Origin of the sequence: uncultured Tepidimonas sp. (assembly GCF_938045175.1) — a bacterium.
Classification (GTDB): Bacteria; Pseudomonadota; Gammaproteobacteria; order Burkholderiales; family Burkholderiaceae_C; genus Tepidimonas.
Genome location: NZ_CALIND010000004.1, coordinates 1 through 15483, shown reverse-complemented (window position 1 = coordinate 15483; position 15483 = coordinate 1). Strand labels below are relative to the sequence as shown.

At 66.4% G+C, this 15483-nt stretch carries 16 protein-coding genes, 1 other RNA gene and 1 pseudogene; 12 read left to right on the top strand and 6 right to left on the bottom strand.

The window, feature by feature from the left end; translation table 11 throughout:
- The 4 genes from Q0716_RS00400 to gyrA form a co-directional block, all read right to left on the bottom strand.
- Window positions 1–693 (bottom strand): prephenate dehydrogenase/arogenate dehydrogenase family protein (locus Q0716_RS00400; protein WP_299018474.1); only part of this gene is annotated, 693 nt, incomplete at its 3' end.
- Window positions 694–700: 7 nt separating this feature from the next.
- Window positions 701–1837 (bottom strand): prephenate dehydratase, encoded by a 1137-nt coding sequence (gene pheA / locus Q0716_RS00395; RefSeq protein WP_299018472.1) that lies wholly within the window; start codon window positions 1835–1837, stop codon window positions 701–703.
- Window positions 1838–1867: 30 nt separating this feature from the next.
- On the bottom strand, window positions 1868–3010 hold the full coding sequence (gene serC, locus Q0716_RS00390; RefSeq protein WP_299018470.1) for a 3-phosphoserine/phosphohydroxythreonine transaminase: 1143 nt from the start codon (window positions 3008–3010) through the stop codon (window positions 1868–1870).
- Window positions 3011–3014: 4 nt separating this feature from the next.
- Window positions 3015–5639, bottom strand: a complete 2625-nt coding sequence (gene gyrA, locus Q0716_RS00385; RefSeq protein WP_299018468.1) for a DNA gyrase subunit A — start codon at window positions 5637–5639, stop codon at window positions 3015–3017.
- Between the two features lie 337 nt (window positions 5640–5976).
- On the opposite strand from gyrA, the gene ompA reads away from it, so the two are divergent.
- The 6 genes from ompA (at window position 5977) to Q0716_RS00355 (ending at window position 9460) form a co-directional block, all read left to right on the top strand.
- Window positions 5977–6639 (top strand): outer membrane protein OmpA, encoded by a 663-nt coding sequence (ompA, locus tag Q0716_RS00380; protein ID WP_299018466.1) that lies wholly within the window; start codon window positions 5977–5979, stop codon window positions 6637–6639.
- Window positions 6640–6731: 92 nt separating this feature from the next.
- A complete protein-coding gene (gene ubiG, locus Q0716_RS00375; protein WP_299018464.1) occupies window positions 6732–7448 on the top strand; it encodes a bifunctional 2-polyprenyl-6-hydroxyphenol methylase/3-demethylubiquinol 3-O-methyltransferase UbiG in 717 nt (238 codons plus the stop codon).
- A complete protein-coding gene (locus tag Q0716_RS00370; protein ID WP_299018462.1) occupies window positions 7445–8125 on the top strand; it encodes an HAD-IA family hydrolase in 681 nt (226 codons plus the stop codon). Before ubiG ends, Q0716_RS00370 begins: the two co-directional genes overlap by 4 nt.
- A 4-nt stretch (window positions 8126–8129) precedes the next feature.
- Window positions 8130–8506, top strand: a transfer-messenger RNA (tmRNA) gene (gene ssrA / locus Q0716_RS00365).
- Between the two features lie 292 nt (window positions 8507–8798).
- Entirely contained in the window at window positions 8799–9137 is a 339-nt protein-coding gene (locus Q0716_RS00360) for a type II toxin-antitoxin system RelE/ParE family toxin (RefSeq protein WP_299018460.1), read from the top strand.
- Between the two features lie 2 nt (window positions 9138–9139).
- Entirely contained in the window at window positions 9140–9460 is a 321-nt protein-coding gene (locus Q0716_RS00355; RefSeq protein WP_299018458.1) for a transcriptional regulator, read from the top strand.
- A gap of 34 nt (window positions 9461–9494) precedes the next feature.
- Here the strand turns inward: Q0716_RS00355 and Q0716_RS00350 are convergent.
- A pseudogene (locus tag Q0716_RS00350) lies at window positions 9495–9680 on the bottom strand (integrase core domain-containing protein); the annotation flags it as partial.
- A 75-nt stretch (window positions 9681–9755) separates the two neighbouring features.
- The gene (locus tag Q0716_RS00345) at window positions 9756–10679 is read right to left on the bottom strand and encodes a restriction endonuclease (RefSeq protein WP_299018455.1); all 924 of its coding nucleotides are present in this window, start codon (window positions 10677–10679) and stop codon (window positions 9756–9758) included.
- 182 nt (window positions 10680–10861) lie between these two features.
- Here Q0716_RS00345 and Q0716_RS00340 point away from each other — a divergent pair, with 182 nt between their 5' ends.
- The 6 genes from Q0716_RS00340 to Q0716_RS00315 form a co-directional block, all read left to right on the top strand.
- Window positions 10862–11395, top strand: a complete 534-nt coding sequence (locus Q0716_RS00340; protein ID WP_299018452.1) for a chorismate lyase — start codon at window positions 10862–10864, stop codon at window positions 11393–11395.
- Between the two features lie 674 nt (window positions 11396–12069).
- Entirely contained in the window at window positions 12070–12507 is a 438-nt protein-coding gene (locus tag Q0716_RS00335) for a phosphate-starvation-inducible PsiE family protein (protein WP_299018476.1), read from the top strand.
- Between the two features lie 61 nt (window positions 12508–12568).
- Window positions 12569–13150: a TMEM165/GDT1 family protein gene (locus tag Q0716_RS00330; protein WP_299018450.1), complete on the top strand. Its 582-nt coding sequence runs from the start codon at window positions 12569–12571 to the stop codon at window positions 13148–13150.
- A gap of 113 nt (window positions 13151–13263) precedes the next feature.
- Entirely contained in the window at window positions 13264–14289 is a 1026-nt protein-coding gene (locus Q0716_RS00325; RefSeq protein ID WP_299018448.1) for an MBL fold metallo-hydrolase, read from the top strand.
- 45 nt (window positions 14290–14334) lie between these two features.
- The gene (locus tag Q0716_RS00320; RefSeq protein WP_299018446.1) at window positions 14335–15066 is read left to right on the top strand and encodes an ABC transporter permease; all 732 of its coding nucleotides are present in this window, start codon (window positions 14335–14337) and stop codon (window positions 15064–15066) included.
- Window positions 15063–15483 (top strand): ATP-binding cassette domain-containing protein (locus Q0716_RS00315; RefSeq protein WP_299018444.1); only part of this gene is annotated, 421 nt, incomplete at its 3' end. The genes Q0716_RS00320 and Q0716_RS00315, both read left to right, overlap by 4 nt.

Genomic DNA, 15483 nt, shown 5'->3' with positions numbered 1-15483 from the left:
CGACAGGTATTGCGCCCCCCCCGGTTGCTGGGCGAGCGCCCGCACGGCGGCAAAGGCCAGCAGGTGCGGCAGGTGGCTCACCGCGGCATAGGCGGCGTCGTGCTCCTCGGGCGAGAGGGTGCGCACGCGCGCCCCCAGCGCCTGCCACAGGGCGCGGGCGCGCGCGAGCAGCGCCGGGTCGGTTTCGGGCACCGGCGTCAGGATCACCTGGCAGCCGCGGTACAGGTCGGCGCTGGCGTGCTCCACCCCCGCGCGCTCTTTGCCGGCGATCGGATGGGCGGGGACGAACTGGGCCAGCCGCTCGCCCAGCGCGTCGCGGGCGGCCGCCACCACGTCGCCCTTGGTCGATCCCACGTCCATCACCAGCGTCGAGGGGCCAATGAGCGGGCGGATGGCGCGCAGCGTGTCGCCGGTGGCCGCCACCGGCACCGACACCAGTACCAAGTCGGCACCCGATGCCGCCAGCAGCGCCGATGGCGCTTCGACGTCGATGACGCCCAGCGCGCGGGCGCGCGCCAGCGTTTGCGGCGAGCGGGCATAACCGACAACGCGCTGCACCAGCCCGGCCGCCTTGAGTGCCAAGGCAAACGAGCCGCCCATCAGGCCGCAGCCGATGACGGCCAGTTGCTCGAATGTAGGGGCCGGGTCGTGTCCGTCGGTCGGTGGCGCGCGGTCGCAGGTGAGGGCGGGCATGGCGGTATTACTCCGACACCGGGTACGCGCCCAGCATCTTGTAGAACGCGCACAGGCCCTGCAACTCTTGCAGCGCGGCGGCCACGTGCGGCTGTGACGGATGGCCGGCGATGTCGATGTAGAAGTAATACTCCCACTGCCCGGACTTGGCGGGCCGTGATTCGAAGCGAGTCATCGACACGCCGTGTTCCTTGAGCGGCTTGAGCAAGTCGTGCACCGCCCCGGGGCGGTTGGGCACCGACACCACGATGCTGGTGCAGTCGCGTCCGCTGGCTGCCGGCATGGCCATGGTTTGTGGAAGGCAGATGATGGCAAAGCGCGTGCGGTTGTACGCTTCGTCCTGGATGGCATGGGCCACGATATGCAGGGCGTACTGCGCGGCGGCGCGTTCGCTGGCGATCGCCGCCCAGGCCGGATTCGTGGTGGCCAGGCGCGCGCCCTCGGCATTGCTGCTCACCGCCCGCCGCTCGGCGTGCGGCAGGTGGGTCGACAGCCAGCCCTGACATTGGGCCAGCGCCTGGGGGTGCGCCATCACCACCTCGATGCCCTCCAGGCTGGGCGACTGCCGTAGCAGGTTGTGGCGCACGAGCAGGCTGATCTCGCCCACGATGTGCACGGGCGAGCGCAGGAACAAGTCGAGCGAGCGTGCCACGACGCCCTCGGTGGAGTTTTCTACCCCCACTACGCCAAACTGGGCCGTGCCCGCCGCCGTGGCATGAAAGACCTCGTCGAAACTGGGGCAGTAGATCAGGTCAGCCGCGCTACCGAAGTAATCGATCGCGGCCTGTTCACAGAACGTCCCCTCGGGGCCGAGCACCGCCACGCGCAGGGGCGCCTCCAGCGCCAGACAGGCGGACATGATTTCGCGCCAGATGGCGGCCACGTGCTGGTTACGCAGGGGGCCGCGGTTGGCGGCTTCGATGTTGGCGATGACCTGGGCCACCCGATCCGGCCGGAAGAAGGGCGAACCCTCGGCGCGTTTGACCTCGCCCACCTGCTGGGCGATGCGCGCACGCTCATTGAGCAGCGCCAACAGTTGGTGGTCGATGGCGTCGATCTGTTGCCGCAACGCCAGCAGGCGCGGGCTGGCGACGGGCGGCACCGGTTGGCCGGGGGGGCTCGTTGGGGGGGTGGATTCGGTCATAGAAGACGGTGGCGGTGCGTTCGCCGCAATTTACGCGCGGCGCTCGAACTCTTGCATGTACTCGACGAGCGCCTCCACCCCCGCCATCGGCATGGCGTTGTAGAGGCTGGCACGCATGCCTCCCACCGACTTGTGGCCCTTGAGCTGCAGCAGTCCGCGCGCCTGGGCCCCTTGCAAAAACGCCTGGTTGCGCGGGTGAGAGGCATCGCGCAGCGGTTGCCCATCGTCGCCGCGCAGAAAGAACGGGACGTTCATGCGCGAGCGACACGAGGGATCAACCGGGTTGATGTACAGCGCCGAGCGGTCGATGCAGTCGTACAGCCGTTGGGCGCGTTTGCACGCCCGCGCCTCCATGGCGGCTACGCCTTGCAGGCCGTCTTCTTGCTGTGCCAGTAGCCAGCGAAACACCAGCCCGGCCATGTAAATGGCATAAGTGGGTGGCGTATTCGCCATGGACTGTTGCTCAGCCAACACCCGATAGTCGAATACGGTTGGGCAGATAGGTAAGGCGTGGCCGAGCAGATCCTCGCGCACCACGACCAGCGTCAGCCCTGCGGGCCCGATATTTTTTTGCGCCCCACCAAAGGCCAGCCCCACACGCGACCAGTCGATCGGTCGCGACAGCACGTGCGAAGAAAAATCAATCACCAAGGGTGCGTCGCACCCAAGCGCAGCCAAGTCGGGCAGGGTGTGAAACTCCACGCCGTGGATGGTCTCGTTGCTGCACAGGTGCACATAGGCGGGCTGGGTGCGCAGCTGCCAGGTCGCGGGGTTGGGGATGTGCACGAAGCCTTCGGCCTGGCCGCTGGCGGCGATGTGGACATCGCCGTAGCGACGCGCTTCCTGCGCCGATTTTTGGCTCCACGCACCGGTGACGACGACGTCGATGGCGCGCTGCGGGTGTCGGCCCGCCAGGTTGAGCGGCACCATCGCGTTGTGCGCCAGCGCGCCGCCTTGCGAAAACAGCACCTTGAAGTGCGCCGGGATGGCCAGCAGCGCGCGCAAGTCGGCCTCGGCCTGCGCCAGGATTTCGCCAAAGTGCACGCCGCGGTGGCTCATCTCCATCACACCCATGCCGCAGCCATGCCAGTCCAGCATCTCGGCGGCGGCTTGTTGCAGCACGGGCTCGGGCATGGTGGCGGGCCCGGCCGAAAAGTTGTAGGGGCGGGGCATGGCGTCAGGTCTCCACCGGCTCGACATCGGCCGCGGGGTCGTCCCCGGCGTCGCTGTCGGCGATGCGTTGTAGGCCGCTCAAGCGGTCGCCGTCGTCCAGACTGATGAGTGTGACACCCTGCGTGGCGCGGCCCATCTCACGGATTTCGGCCACCCGCGTGCGCACCAACACGCCGCGATCGGTGATGAGCATGATCTCGTCCTCCGGCCGCACGAGGGTGGCCGCCACCACGCGCCCGTTGCGCTCCGATTGCTGGATGGCGATCATGCCCTTGGTGCCGCGGCCGTGGCGCGTGTACTCGGTGATGGAGGTGCGCTTGCCATAGCCGTTTTCGGTCGCGGTCAGCACGCTCTGGCTCTCATCTTCGGCCACCAGCATGGCAATGACGCGCTGGCCTTCTTCCAGCGCCATGCCCTTGACGCCGCGCGCCTGCCGGCCCATCGGGCGCACGTCGTTCTCGTCGAAGCGCACCGCCTTGCCGGCATCCGAAAACAGCATCACATCGTGCCGCCCGTCGGTCAGCGCCGCGCCGATCAAGTAGTCACCCTCGTCCAGGTCGACGGCGATGATGCCCGCCTTGCGCGGGTTGCTGAACTCGTCCAGCGCCGTCTTTTTGACCACGCCGTGCGCCGTGGCCATGAACACATAGTGGTCGGGCGGAAAGCTGCGGAACTCACCGGTCAGCGGCAGCACCACGTTGATCTTCTCGCCCTCGGCCAGCGGGAACATGTTGACGATCGGCCGCCCGCGCGCGCCCCGCCCGCCGGCGGGGACCTCCCAAACCTTCAGCCAGTACAGCCGCCCGCGGTTGCTGAAGCACAGAATCCAGTCGTGCGTGTTGGCGATGAAGAGCTGGTCAATCCAGTCGTCGTCCTTGGTGGCGGTGGCCTGCTTGCCACGCCCGCCGCGGCGTTGCGCGCGGTACTCTGACAGCGGCTGGCTCTTGATGTAGCCCGCGTGCGACAGTGTCACCACCATGTCCTGCGGCGCGATCAAGTCCTCGGTGTCGAGCTCCTGCGCGTTGTGTTCGATGTGGCTGCGGCGGGCGCCGGCCTTGCTCTGGCCGAACTCCGCCCGGATGGCGCGCAGCTCGTCACCGATGATGGCGGTGACCCGCTCGGGCCGCGCCAGGATGTCGAGCAGGTCGTCGATCTGCGCCATGACCTCCCGGTACTCAGCAACGATCTTGTCCTGCTCCAGACCGGTCAGGCGCTGCAGCCGCATCTGCAGGATCTCCTGCGCCTGCGTCTCCGACAGCGCGTACAGCCCGTCGGACTGCAGACCGTACTGGCGCGGCAGGCCCTCGGGGCGGTAGTCATCGGCGTTGACCACGCTGCCGTCGGCGCGGGCGCGGGTGAGCATCTGGCGCACCAGCGCGCTGTCCCAACGGCGCGCCATCAGCTCGGTTTTGGCCACCGGCGGGGTCGGGCTTTCGCGGATGATGCGGATGAACTCGTCGATGTTGGCCAGCGCCACCGCCAGGCCTTCGAGCACGTGGCCACGCTCGCGCGCCTTGCGCAGCTCGAACACCGTGCGCCGCGTCACCACCTCGCGCCGGTGCTGCAGGAAGATGTCGAGCAGCTGCTTCAGGTTGCACAGCTTGGGCTGGCCATCGACCAGCGCCACCATGTTGATGCCGAACGTATCCTGCAGCTGGGTGTGCTTATACAGGTTGTTGAGTACCACCTCCGGCACTTCGCCGCGCTTGAGCTCGATGACCACGCGCATGCCGGACTTGTCGGACTCGTCCTGGATGTGCGCGATGCCCTCGATGCGCTTGTCGCGTACCAACTCGGCGATGCGCTCGAGCAGCACCTTTTTGTTGACCTGGTACGGGATCTCGTCGACGATGATGGCCTGCCGCTGGCCGCGGTCGATGTCCTCGAAGTGGCAGCGCGCACGCATGACGACGCGGCCACGCCCGGTGCGGTAGCCCTCGCGCACGCCCTGAATGCCATAGATGATGCCGGCGGTGGGAAAGTCCGGCGCCGGGATGATCTGCATCAGGTCGTCCACCGACGCGTCCGGGTGCGCCAGCAGGTGCAAGCAGGCGTCCACCACCTCGTTCAGGTTGTGCGGGGGGATGTTGGTGGCCATGCCCACCGCGATGCCAGCCGAGCCGTTGACCAGCAGGTTCGGCAAGCGCGTCGGCAGCACCAGTGGCTCTTTTTCGCTGCCATCATAGTTGGGGCCGAAATCCACCGTTTCCTTGTCGATGTCGGCCAGCATCTCGTGCGCGATCTTGGCCAGGCGGATTTCGGTGTAGCGCATGGCGGCGGCGGCGTCGCCGTCGACCGAGCCAAAGTTGCCCTGGCCATCGACCAGCATGTGGCGCAGCGAAAAATCCTGTGCCATGCGCACGATGGTGTCGTAGACCGCGCTGTCGCCGTGCGGGTGGTATTTACCGATGACGTCGCCGACGATGCGGGCCGACTTTTTGTACGGCCGGTTCCAGTCGTTGCCCAGCTCGTGCATGGCGTAGAGCACGCGCCGGTGCACGGGCTTCAAGCCGTCGCGGGCGTCGGGCAGCGCGCGCCCCACGATCACGCTCATCGCGTAATCGAGGTAGCTGCGGCGCATCTCCTCTTCGAGGCTGACGGGGAGGGTTTCTTTGGCAAACGAGGTCATGGCAACGCCGCATGAGGGCGGGTAGCGCCGCACGGCCGTGGCGACCCGCCAAATACCGCCGGAGGGCCCCGGCGACTGATGCTGCGTATTGTAAGGAACACGATCACCGGCCCATGGCTCGTGTGCCGCCCGCTCGGCGGGGCGAAACGTTGCCTGCATGCAACAGACGAGGGCACGAAAACGCGCGCGGGTCGCGTGGGCGTCGCTGGCGCTTGGCAATCGGTTCGTTTGTGGCAAAATGAACTGACAGCCAGTCGATTCGCCCATTCCCTTTGGGTAACGGGTCTTTACTGGCTCGATCCATCCACGATCCGTCCCCTAGACCAAGAGGAATCCAATGAATAAACTCACCCGCATCGCAGCGCTGTTCGCGACGGCCGCCATGGCTTCTGGCGCCGGCGCCCAAACCATCGACAACTGGCGCAACGGCACCGGTGATCTGGTGTGGAAAAACGGCACCAACGAGCTGTGCTGGCGCAACTCCAGCTGGACCCCTGCGACCGCGGCCAAGGGATGTGATGGCGCGATCGTGCCGGCTCCGGCGCCGGCTCCGGCGCCTGCCCCTGCGCCCGCACCGGCTCCCGCTCCGGCTGCTGCGCCCGCCCCGGCGCCTGCCCCTGCGCCGGCCCCGGCACCTGCCCCGGCGGCGCCGGCCAAGGTTACCTATGCGGCCGAGGCGTTCTTCGACTTCGACAAGGCTGTCCTCAAGCCTGAGGGCAAAGCCCGCCTGGACGACCTGGCCGAGAAGGTCAAGGGCATCAAGCTGGAAGTCGTGATCGCGGTGGGTCACACCGATGCGACCGGGCCTGAAGGCTACAACCAGAAGCTGTCGGTGCGCCGCGCCGAAGCGGTCAAGGCCTACCTGGTCAGCAAGGGTATCGACGCCAACCGTATCTACACGGAGGGTAAGGGTGAAACCCAGCCGGTGGCCGACAACCGCACTCGCGAAGGTCGTGCCAAGAACCGTCGCGTCGAAATCGAAGTGGTCGGCACCCGCTGATTCGGGTCCGCCTTCGGCCAGAGCCCCGCTGCGGCGGGGCTTTTTGTTGTCCGCGCGCGCCGACGTGGGTCGTGGCACGCCATAATCGGCGCATGGACACCCCGCTGAATGCCGATGCGGCCGAGCTGGCCAAATTTTCCGAACTGGCCCACCGCTGGTGGGATCCCGACAGCGAATTTCGCCCCTTGCACCAGATCAACCCGCTGCGCTTGGCCTGGATCGAATCGCTGGTTGGTCCATTGAAGGGACGACACATCGTGGATGTCGGCTGCGGCGGCGGCATCCTGGCCGAGGCGATGGCGCGGCAAGGGGCGCAGGTGTTGGGGATCGATCTGGCCGACAAAGCCCTGAAGGTCGCGCAACTGCATGCGCTGGAGCAGGGCGTGCAGGGGGTGAGCTATCGCCCCGTCAGCGCCGAGACGCTGGCGGCCGAGCAGCCCGCGCAGTTCGACGTCGTGACCTGCATGGAAATGCTCGAGCACGTGCCCGATCCTGCGTCCGTCGTTCAAGCCTGCGCCACGCTCGTCAAGCCGGGCGGGTGGGTCTTTTTCTCCACGCTCAACCGCAACCCAAAGTCGTTTCTGTTTGCCATCGTGGGCGCCGAGTATGTGCTGCGCTTGTTGCCCCGGGGCACGCACGAGTACCGAAAATTCATCCGCCCCAGCGAACTGGCGGCCGACTGCCGACGCGCGGGCTTGCAAATCCAGGCGATGCGCGGGCTGGGCTACAACCCGCTGACGCGCCGCTACTGGCTGCACGACGACACCAGCGTCAATTACCTGGTGGCCACCCGGCGGGAGGGCGCATGATCGGTCGCACCGGCTTGCGCGCGGTGTTGTTCGACCTGGACGGCACGCTGCTCGACACCGCCCCTGACTTGGGACACGCGGCCAATGTGATGCGCGAGCGGCGGGGCATGCCACCGCTGGAGGAGGCCATCTACCGCCCACGTGCGAGCAGCGGCGCGCGCGGCATGATCGAAGCCGCCTTTGGCCTCACGCCCGCGCACCCGGAATACGAGGCGTATCGCACCGAATACCTCGACCTCTATGGCGAGGTGATGAGGCGGCGCACACAGCCCTTCGATGGCGTGCCCGAGCTGATCGAGGCGCTGGCGCAGGCATCGCTGCCGTGGGGAGTGGTGACCAACAAGGTGGAGCGCTTTGCCTTGCCGCTGACGGCGTCATTGCCGCTGTTCGCGTCCGCCGCGACGATCATCGGCGGTGACACCACCCCGTACGCCAAGCCGCATCCGGCGCCGCTGCTGGAGGCGGCGCGGCGGCTGGGGGTGCCCGCGCAGGCATGCGTCTACGTCGGTGATGACGAGCGCGATATCGAGGCTGGCCGCGCCGCCGGTATGCCGACCGTGGCGGTACGCTGGGGCTACCTGGGCGTGGGCGCGGATGTCGATGCCTGGGGGGCGGACGCCGTGATCGACGCGCCGCTCGACCTGTTGAACTTTCTGGAATTGGCGTACACTAAGTAAGCACGGGGCTGCATTGGTTTCGACGTGGGTTCGGACACGCAGCAGGGCATGTCGAGGTGCTGTCACCTCGTTAAACCGCAGCAAAAAAGTAACTGCGAACGACGAACGTTTCGCCCTCGCCGCCTAATCCGGCGAGCCTTGCACCGGTCGGCCGAGCGGCCGGGCTGTGAAGACCGTCAGGTTTTCCGGCAGCAAGGAACACTCATTTCGGCTGGTCGTGCGGCGGGCAACTTGCCGCACGGTGAGATCCAAGGTTGCTGGTCACGGGCGTAGCGTGCCGCTGCGCGACGCCCGGGACGAGACCCAAAACAGACGGCTACACATGTAGAACTGCGCGTAGAAGGCTTGCGGACGGGGGTTCGATCCCCCCCAGCTCCACCAAACACAAGGGCTCGGATGGCCTCCGGGCCCTTTCTCTTGCTGAAAACTCCCGCGTCGCGCGGGGTTCCTGCAACCGGTGCGGCGGGCCGCCATCTGCCCAAACGATCGGCACTGGCCACTTTCTCGGCCAGTGCCGTCTCTTTTCTCTGATTGGCCTGCGGGTGAGGCGCAGTTTTAGCACTATACGAATCAACAACTTACGCTCGGCAGTTCATCGTCAACCAAGGCGATCAGCCAGGCATCAAACCTGTCGCGCTGGCAGAATAGTAACTTATACGTTACCATTCAAACCATGAGCTACCAGATCAAAGAACTACTGCTGGACGATGGCGACAGCCCCTTTGCGGAGTGGTTTGGATCGCTGGAAGCCGTTGCAGCCGCCAAGGTACGCGTAGCCGTGAGCCGGATGGAACAGGGCAACCTGTCCAACGTTGAGTGGTTCCGTGGCATCGGTGAGTACAAGATCGATTGGGGGCCGGGCTTGCGCATCTACCTGGCCAAGGATGGTCTGAAGATCATCATCCTGATCGGTGGCGGCACCAAGAAGCGTCAGCAGCAGGACATCGACCAGGCGGTGGCGCTGTGGGAAGACTACAAGCGCCGCAAGACATCAACCCAGAAAGGAAAGTAAACATGGCACTGACCCGTGATTTCAAAGAAACCGTGGCCGCGCGCGTGCAAAACGATCCGGCCTTTGCACAGGCGCTTCTGGACGAAGCCATCACCCTGTTCGTCAATGGTGAGCCCGAATCGGCCAAACTAATCCTTCGCGACCTGGTGAACGCCACAGTTGGCTTCGAGGCGCTGGCCGAGGAAATTCACAAGCCTGCCAAGAGCCTGCACCGGATGCTGTCTCAGTCGGGCAACCCGACCATGAGCAACATCTCTGCGGTGTTTGCAGCCATCAAGCGCGCACTCAAGGTCGAGGTGCGCACGCAAGTGGTGATGGCGTGACTTCTGATCTTGCCCCCATATCTCCGGCCCCATCCTATTCGCAATGTAACACCGCTTCCTGGACGGTTGAGCGGCGTGCCTGGGCGGCCGGATGCCGCCGAAACTCTCGGGGTGGGCGCATTTTCAACGACGAGTGCGGATGCACCTCGTTGAAGTGCTCGAAGGCCGTCGGTAACTGCGCCAGCACCGTGGCCGCATTGCTCAGATCCACGCGGGCGACATCGCATCGGCCAGATGGAGGACGGCGCCGCACTGCGCAAACAGCGCTTCAGGCGCCGTTTTTGTTGGATGACATTCAGCGAATGTCTTCGTCGAAGTAGTCGGAGTCGAAGCGCGGCACTTTGAGCACCTGCGCGCTCACACCGACCTCGTGCTCGATCATCAGCGCAGCCAGTCGCGCGCCGTCGACCAGAACGATGTTCTCGACCGAGCGCGCGAACTCCAGCGCTTGTACCGTGTAGCCCGAGGTGGTGATGAACACGCCTTTGCGCGCACGCTGCCCGGCCAGCGCGCCGTAGAAGGCTTGAATTTCGGGGCGACCCACCGTGCCCTGCCAGCGTTTGGCTTGGACATAGACCTTCTCGAGTCCGAGCTTGTCGAGCGAGATGATCCCGTCGATGCCGCCGTCGCCGCTGCCACCGACACGCTGCAGATCGTCGCGGCTCGCGCCATACCCCATGCGCAGCAGCAGTTCGAGAACGATGCCCTCGAAGTCGGTGGGTGACACCCGCGACAGAGCCTCGAGTAATTCGGCAGCGACGGCACTGCGCAGTTCCTGCAGCGCACCGTCGAGCCGATCCTGCGGGCTTGCCAGCGCGGGGGTCTGCGGTGGCGCTAAGTGGTCGCCCTCTTTGGCGGACCCCTCGGCACCGGTACGTAGGCGCACGTCTACGTTGGCAATCGCGATGCGCTCGATTTCTTCCGGCGGTAAAGGCTGGGCATGCTGCGCGAGCGCGAGGCCTTCAGGGGTGATTCTCCAAAAGCCACGACGCGGGCTCGAAGAGAGCCCCGCGCGCTTGAGACGGTCATGCGCCCAGCCCGCTCGATTGCGATACACCGCCTGCATGCCGCTGGGCAGCATCGCCAGGCGGTCGGCCTCGGTCAGGCCAAGCGCATCGGCTGCCGCCTCCATCGCATCGCGGGCACGAGCGCCCTCGGGGTGCGCCGCAAGAAATCGCAAAATCGGCTCGATGAACTGGTCGTAGCTGGGAATGCTCATGATCAGCGGCGGACGGTCAGCACAGTGTCGATGGCATTGTGCCGCAGGGTTTCCTCGCTACAGCAGTGACCTGCCCCGCACCCAAGCATCGTAACGTCCAGGCCGCGCTTGTCGATGGCCCAGCCAGCCGCCTGCCCTACAGTACGGCCCCTGTTCCGTCATCCGCGCCTGCCCCATGCCCCATGACCCTCAACCCTGATGCACTCACGGCCCTATTGCGCCAGTCGGCTGGATCGCCTTGGTATGACGACGCCACGCAGGCGTTTGGGCCGCTCTCGCCGCAAGCGGCCGGGTGGCTCAACGAGCGCGGCTCGCTCACGCAGCGGCTGCGCGACGCCTTTGGGCCGGTGACGGTGGAGCGTTTGTTCGAGGGCGCTCGAGGAGCGGAGGCGGCGGCCGGCTTGGCCGAGGGCCGGCCGGTCTGGGAGCGGTGCGTGCGGCTGGTCGCGGCGGGTCGGCCGCGCATCGCGGCGCGCACCTGCATTCCCGGCTGGGGCCCCGACAACCCGTGGTGCGAGGTGCAGCAGCTGGGCGATCGGCCCTTGGGCGAGTTGCTGTTCGAGCTCGGCGACATCGAGCGCGGGCCTTTGCGCTTCGCGCGACTCGGTGCCGATGCCCGCGCGCCCCACGCGCGACGCTGCGTGTACCGTCGCGCCGGCGCGGTGCTCGAACTGACGGAGGTGTTTCTCGATGGCGTCTGGGCAAATGGGTGGTGAGCAGATGGTGTAGCGGTGCGTGGCCGGGCGGCAGCGGCATGGGGGCGGTCGCGGGGGAGGGCAAGGCGACGGCGCGCATGGGGTACGAGCGCGTCTGCGCGGTATTTGCAGAATGGGCCGCTGCGCCGCCGGCCACGCACACGAGAAAAACGACACCTTTCGCTCCCATCCGCGCGGCTCGACGCCGATGGCATCCCCCACCGCGCCCGCGGCGAACCCGTCCCTTGCTGGCGGCGCGGCGATGCGGGCGTGGGGGTTTGCGCGAGTGACTGAGAAAGGTTTCGACCTGCCCCCCGTTGATCGTTCCAACGGATGGGGGACGCCCGGGGTTGACGCTTCATCAAGGTGCTACGGACTCCTGGCTGGCGTCATCCGCTATCGGAACCGCTCGCACGGCAGGTTTGACCCTGACGACATCCTCGAGGATGGGGGTGTCCAGGGGGGCATCGACCGACCGTTTCTGGAACCTGCGTCGTTCGTATCCGTCAGTCTTCTGAATTGATGAGATTTACCCGTTGACCATGGTACGGCTGGCGGGGGCAGGTCACACCCCCGCGCGTCGGCGATAATGCGCGGCACCCATGGGTTCACTGACAGATCTGCCGATGAAGCCTCCCCATCTTCCAGAGTCCCCCGAGTCTCCCCTCGAGACCTTCCGGCGCGAGTGGGCCGTCATGAGTTTTTACGAGCGCTTCGAGCAGGTGGTGGCGCTGGCGCTGTCCGGGGTGATCGCGGTCATCGTGGTGGTGTCGCTGCTGCAGTTGGTGCAGGTGGTCTTTACGCTGCTCGTGCTCGATGCCTTCAATCCGTTGGACCACAAGGTGTTCCAGACGGTCTTTGGCATGATCATGACGCTGCTGATCGCGATGGAGTTCAAGCACTCCATCATCCGCGTGGCGCTGCGGCGTGACAGCATCATCCAGGTCAAGACGGTCGTGTTGATCGCGTTGCTGGCGCTGTCGCGTAAGTTCGTCATTCTGGATCCCGATATCGGCCCGGGCAAGATTGCCGCGCTGGCCGGCGCGACCCTCGCACTCGGCGTGGTCTATTGGTTATTGCGTGAGCGCGACGATCGTCTCCAGCGCATGAACCCTGCCAACGAGGCCCATTGATCGGGCCGCCCCGTCGTTTCTTCACTCCCCAGATTGGCCACCCCAGGGGTGGCAATCCCCCATGCTTGAAGCGTTGTTCGTATCCACGGGCGTTGTCGCCCTGGCGGAGATGGGTGACAAAACCCAGTTGTTGGCGTTTTTGTTGGCGGCACGCTTCAAGCGGCCGTGGCCTATCGTCTGGGGCATTTTGGTGGCCACGGTGGTCAACCATGCGTTGGCGGGGGCGCTGGGGGCTTGGATCGTGGCGTCCATTTCGCCGGCGGTGCTGCGTTGGGTGTTGGGCTTGTCGTTCATCGGCATGGCGGTCTGGACGCTGATCCCCGATCGGGTGGACGATGACGAGGTGTCCTTCGCGCAACGGCTCGGTGTGTTTGGTGCCACGGCGGTGGCGTTTTTCCTGGCCGAGATGGGGGACAAGACCCAGGTGGCCACCGTGGCGATGGCGGTGCACTATGTCGCCCCGTTACTGGTGGTCGTCGGCACGACGCTGGGCATGATGCTGGCCGACGTGCCTGCGGTGTTCGTCGGCGATCGGCTGGCCGATCGGATACCGATTCGCTGGGTGCATGGGGTGGCCGCCGCCATCTTCGCCGGCCTGGGGCTGTGGACATTGTTGGGCGGGGCCTCCGCCTTCGGGCGCTAACGTCCCTCTGCCGCGCGAGAGACGCGCGGCAGTGGACCGCTGCCTTCTATCGCTGTATGCTTATTATCTCATCGTGGCGAGTCGTACCGTGGGCTCGCTGAAAAGGAGGCAACATGACTTCGAATGGTTTGTCGCGTCGGCGCTGGCTGCAGCTCACCGCAGGTGCGGGCATGGTCGGCGCCGGGTTGGCCGCCGTGCCCGAGGTGCGGCTGTTCGCGCAGCAGTTGCAGGATTTCATCGAAGGCCCGCCGGTGCCGGATATCAAACCGGAGCAAATCGCGCCGCACGTGTGGCAGATCTACGCCCGTGATGGGTTTCCCACCCCAGAAAACCGCGGCGTCATGGCCAACGTGGTGTTCGTCGTGACTTCGGTGGGGGTGGTGATGCTCGACGCCGGGTGCTCGCTGCAGCACGGCGAGATGGTCGTCCGCATGATCCGCACCGTGACCGACAAGCCCGTGGTGGCGATCTTCAACAGCCACTACCACGGCGACCACTGGCTGGGCAATCACGCCTTCGTCAAGACGTACGGCGAGGCGCTGCCAATCTACGCCTTGCCGCACACCATCGAGCAGATCAAAGGGGCCGAAGGCAGCCTGTGGCGCAGCTTGATGGAGCGCTGGACCAACCAAGCCACGATGGGCACACAGGTGGTGGCGCCCAACCGGCCGGTGCAGCACGGGCAGACGTTCACTTTTGGCGATGTCACCCTGCGCATGCACCACTACGGCAAGGCGCACACGCCGTCCGATCTGTGCGTGGAGGTGGTGCAGGATCGCTTCACCTATGTCGGCGACATTGCGATGGAAAACCGCATCGCCAACATCGACGATGGCTCCTACCCGGGGACGTTCAAGTACTACGAAGCGCTGCAACAGGCCGCCGGCGACCAAGTGTGGTGGCCGGGGCATGGGCGCGGCAGCAAGACGCTGCTGCGCGACTACGGCACTTTCCTCAAGGGCATTTGGGAGCCGTGCGTGCAGGCCGTCAAGGACGGCGTGCCGCTGGAGCGTGCCAAGGAACTCGTCCTGCGCGACCCCCGCGTGGCGTCGCGCGCGCGCACCATGGCGGGGTTCGAGTCCAACATCGGCAAATACACCAGCCTGGCCTATCTGGAGGCCGAGCGCGAGCTCTTCTGACGCGGTGCTCCAACCTACCGCCCCATCCTTGTTAGGATGCGGGCCATGGGTGCGTTGACCGAGAGTGTGGGTATCGCCTGGCAGTGGTTGTGGTCGGGCGATGCACGGTTGTGGCAGATTGTGGGGCGGTCGCTGGCGGTGAGCGCGTCGGCCTGCGCCTTGGCATGCCTCATCGGCTTGCCGTTGGGGGCCTGGTTGGGGGTCGCGCGCTTTCGCGGCCGCGCCGTCGTCGTCATCGGTATCAACACGCTGATGGCAGTGCCCTCGGTGGTGGTGGGGCTGGTGGTCTACCTGTTGCTGTCGCGCTCCGGGCCGCTTGGGTTTTGGGGCTGGTTGTTCTCGTTTCCGGCCATGGTGCTGGCGCAGACCCTGCTGGTGTTGCCGTTGGTGGTGGGGCTGGCGCGCCAAGTGGTGCAAGAAGTGGAGCAGCGCCATGGCGAGCAGTTGCGCGCCTTGGGCGCCGGGGTCGGCACGCGTGCCGTGTGGCTGGCGTGGGACGAGCGCGTCGCCTTGTTGATGGTGGTGATCGCTGCCTTTGCCCGCGCCGTGGCCGAGGTGGGCGCGGTCATGATCGTGGGCGGCAATATCGAGGGCCACACGCGCGTGATGACCACGGCCATTGCGCTGGAGACGAGCAAGGGGGACTTGCCCCTGGCGCTGGGGCTGGGGCTGGTATTGCTGGTGGTGGTGCTGGGCCTGCACGCGCTGGTGGCGTTGCTGCGGCAGGCCAGCCAACGCTGGGCGGGGCCGTCGGCGGCGTGGGAGCGGTTGGCATGAGCCCATGCCTGGCGCTGGACGATGTGCACGTGCGCCTGGGGCGTGCGGCGCAAGCGGCCCTCAGCGGGGTGACCCTGCGGGTGCAGGTGGGCGAGCGCGTCGCCCTCGTGGGGGCCAACGGCAGCGGCAAAAGCACGCTGTTGCGGGTGCTCATGGGGCTGCTGCCGGTGCAGCAGGGGCAAATCTGGCGCGCGCCAGACTTGCGCTTGGCGCTCGTGTTTCAACAGCCCTATCTGCTGCGCATGAGCGCACTGCACAACGTGGCCCTGGCGCTGTGGTGGCAGGGCCGCCCGTGGCGGCAGGCGCGCGAGCGGGCGCAGCAAGCCCTGCACGCCGTCGGCCTGGGCGGGTGCGCGCTTCGCCCTGCGCGCACCCGCTCGGGCGGGCAGCAGCAGCGCTTGGCGCTGGCACGCGCCT

Excerpts from the sequence above, each read along its gene's own strand:
- pheA (WP_299018472.1), bottom strand. The coding sequence starts at position 1,837 with ATGACCGAATCCACCCCCCCAACGAGCCCCCCCGGCCAACCGGTGCCG.
- serC (WP_299018470.1), bottom strand. The coding sequence starts at position 3,010 with ATGCCCCGCCCCTACAACTTTTCGGCCGGGCCCGCCACCATGCCCGAG.
- gyrA (WP_299018468.1), bottom strand. The coding sequence starts at position 5,639 with ATGACCTCGTTTGCCAAAGAAACCCTCCCCGTCAGCCTCGAAGAGGAG.
- ompA (WP_299018466.1), top strand. The coding sequence starts at position 5,977 with ATGAATAAACTCACCCGCATCGCAGCGCTGTTCGCGACGGCCGCCATG.
- ubiG (WP_299018464.1), top strand. The coding sequence starts at position 6,732 with ATGGACACCCCGCTGAATGCCGATGCGGCCGAGCTGGCCAAATTTTCC.
- Q0716_RS00370 (WP_299018462.1), top strand. The coding sequence starts at position 7,445 with ATGATCGGTCGCACCGGCTTGCGCGCGGTGTTGTTCGACCTGGACGGC.
- Q0716_RS00360 (WP_299018460.1), top strand. The coding sequence starts at position 8,799 with ATGAGCTACCAGATCAAAGAACTACTGCTGGACGATGGCGACAGCCCC.
- Q0716_RS00355 (WP_299018458.1), top strand. The coding sequence starts at position 9,140 with ATGGCACTGACCCGTGATTTCAAAGAAACCGTGGCCGCGCGCGTGCAA.
- Q0716_RS00345 (WP_299018455.1), bottom strand. The coding sequence starts at position 10,679 with ATGAGCATTCCCAGCTACGACCAGTTCATCGAGCCGATTTTGCGATTT.
- Q0716_RS00340 (WP_299018452.1), top strand. The coding sequence starts at position 10,862 with ATGACCCTCAACCCTGATGCACTCACGGCCCTATTGCGCCAGTCGGCT.
- Q0716_RS00335 (WP_299018476.1), top strand. The coding sequence starts at position 12,070 with ATGAGTTTTTACGAGCGCTTCGAGCAGGTGGTGGCGCTGGCGCTGTCC.
- Q0716_RS00330 (WP_299018450.1), top strand. The coding sequence starts at position 12,569 with ATGCTTGAAGCGTTGTTCGTATCCACGGGCGTTGTCGCCCTGGCGGAG.
- Q0716_RS00325 (WP_299018448.1), top strand. The coding sequence starts at position 13,264 with ATGACTTCGAATGGTTTGTCGCGTCGGCGCTGGCTGCAGCTCACCGCA.
- Q0716_RS00320 (WP_299018446.1), top strand. The coding sequence starts at position 14,335 with ATGGGTGCGTTGACCGAGAGTGTGGGTATCGCCTGGCAGTGGTTGTGG.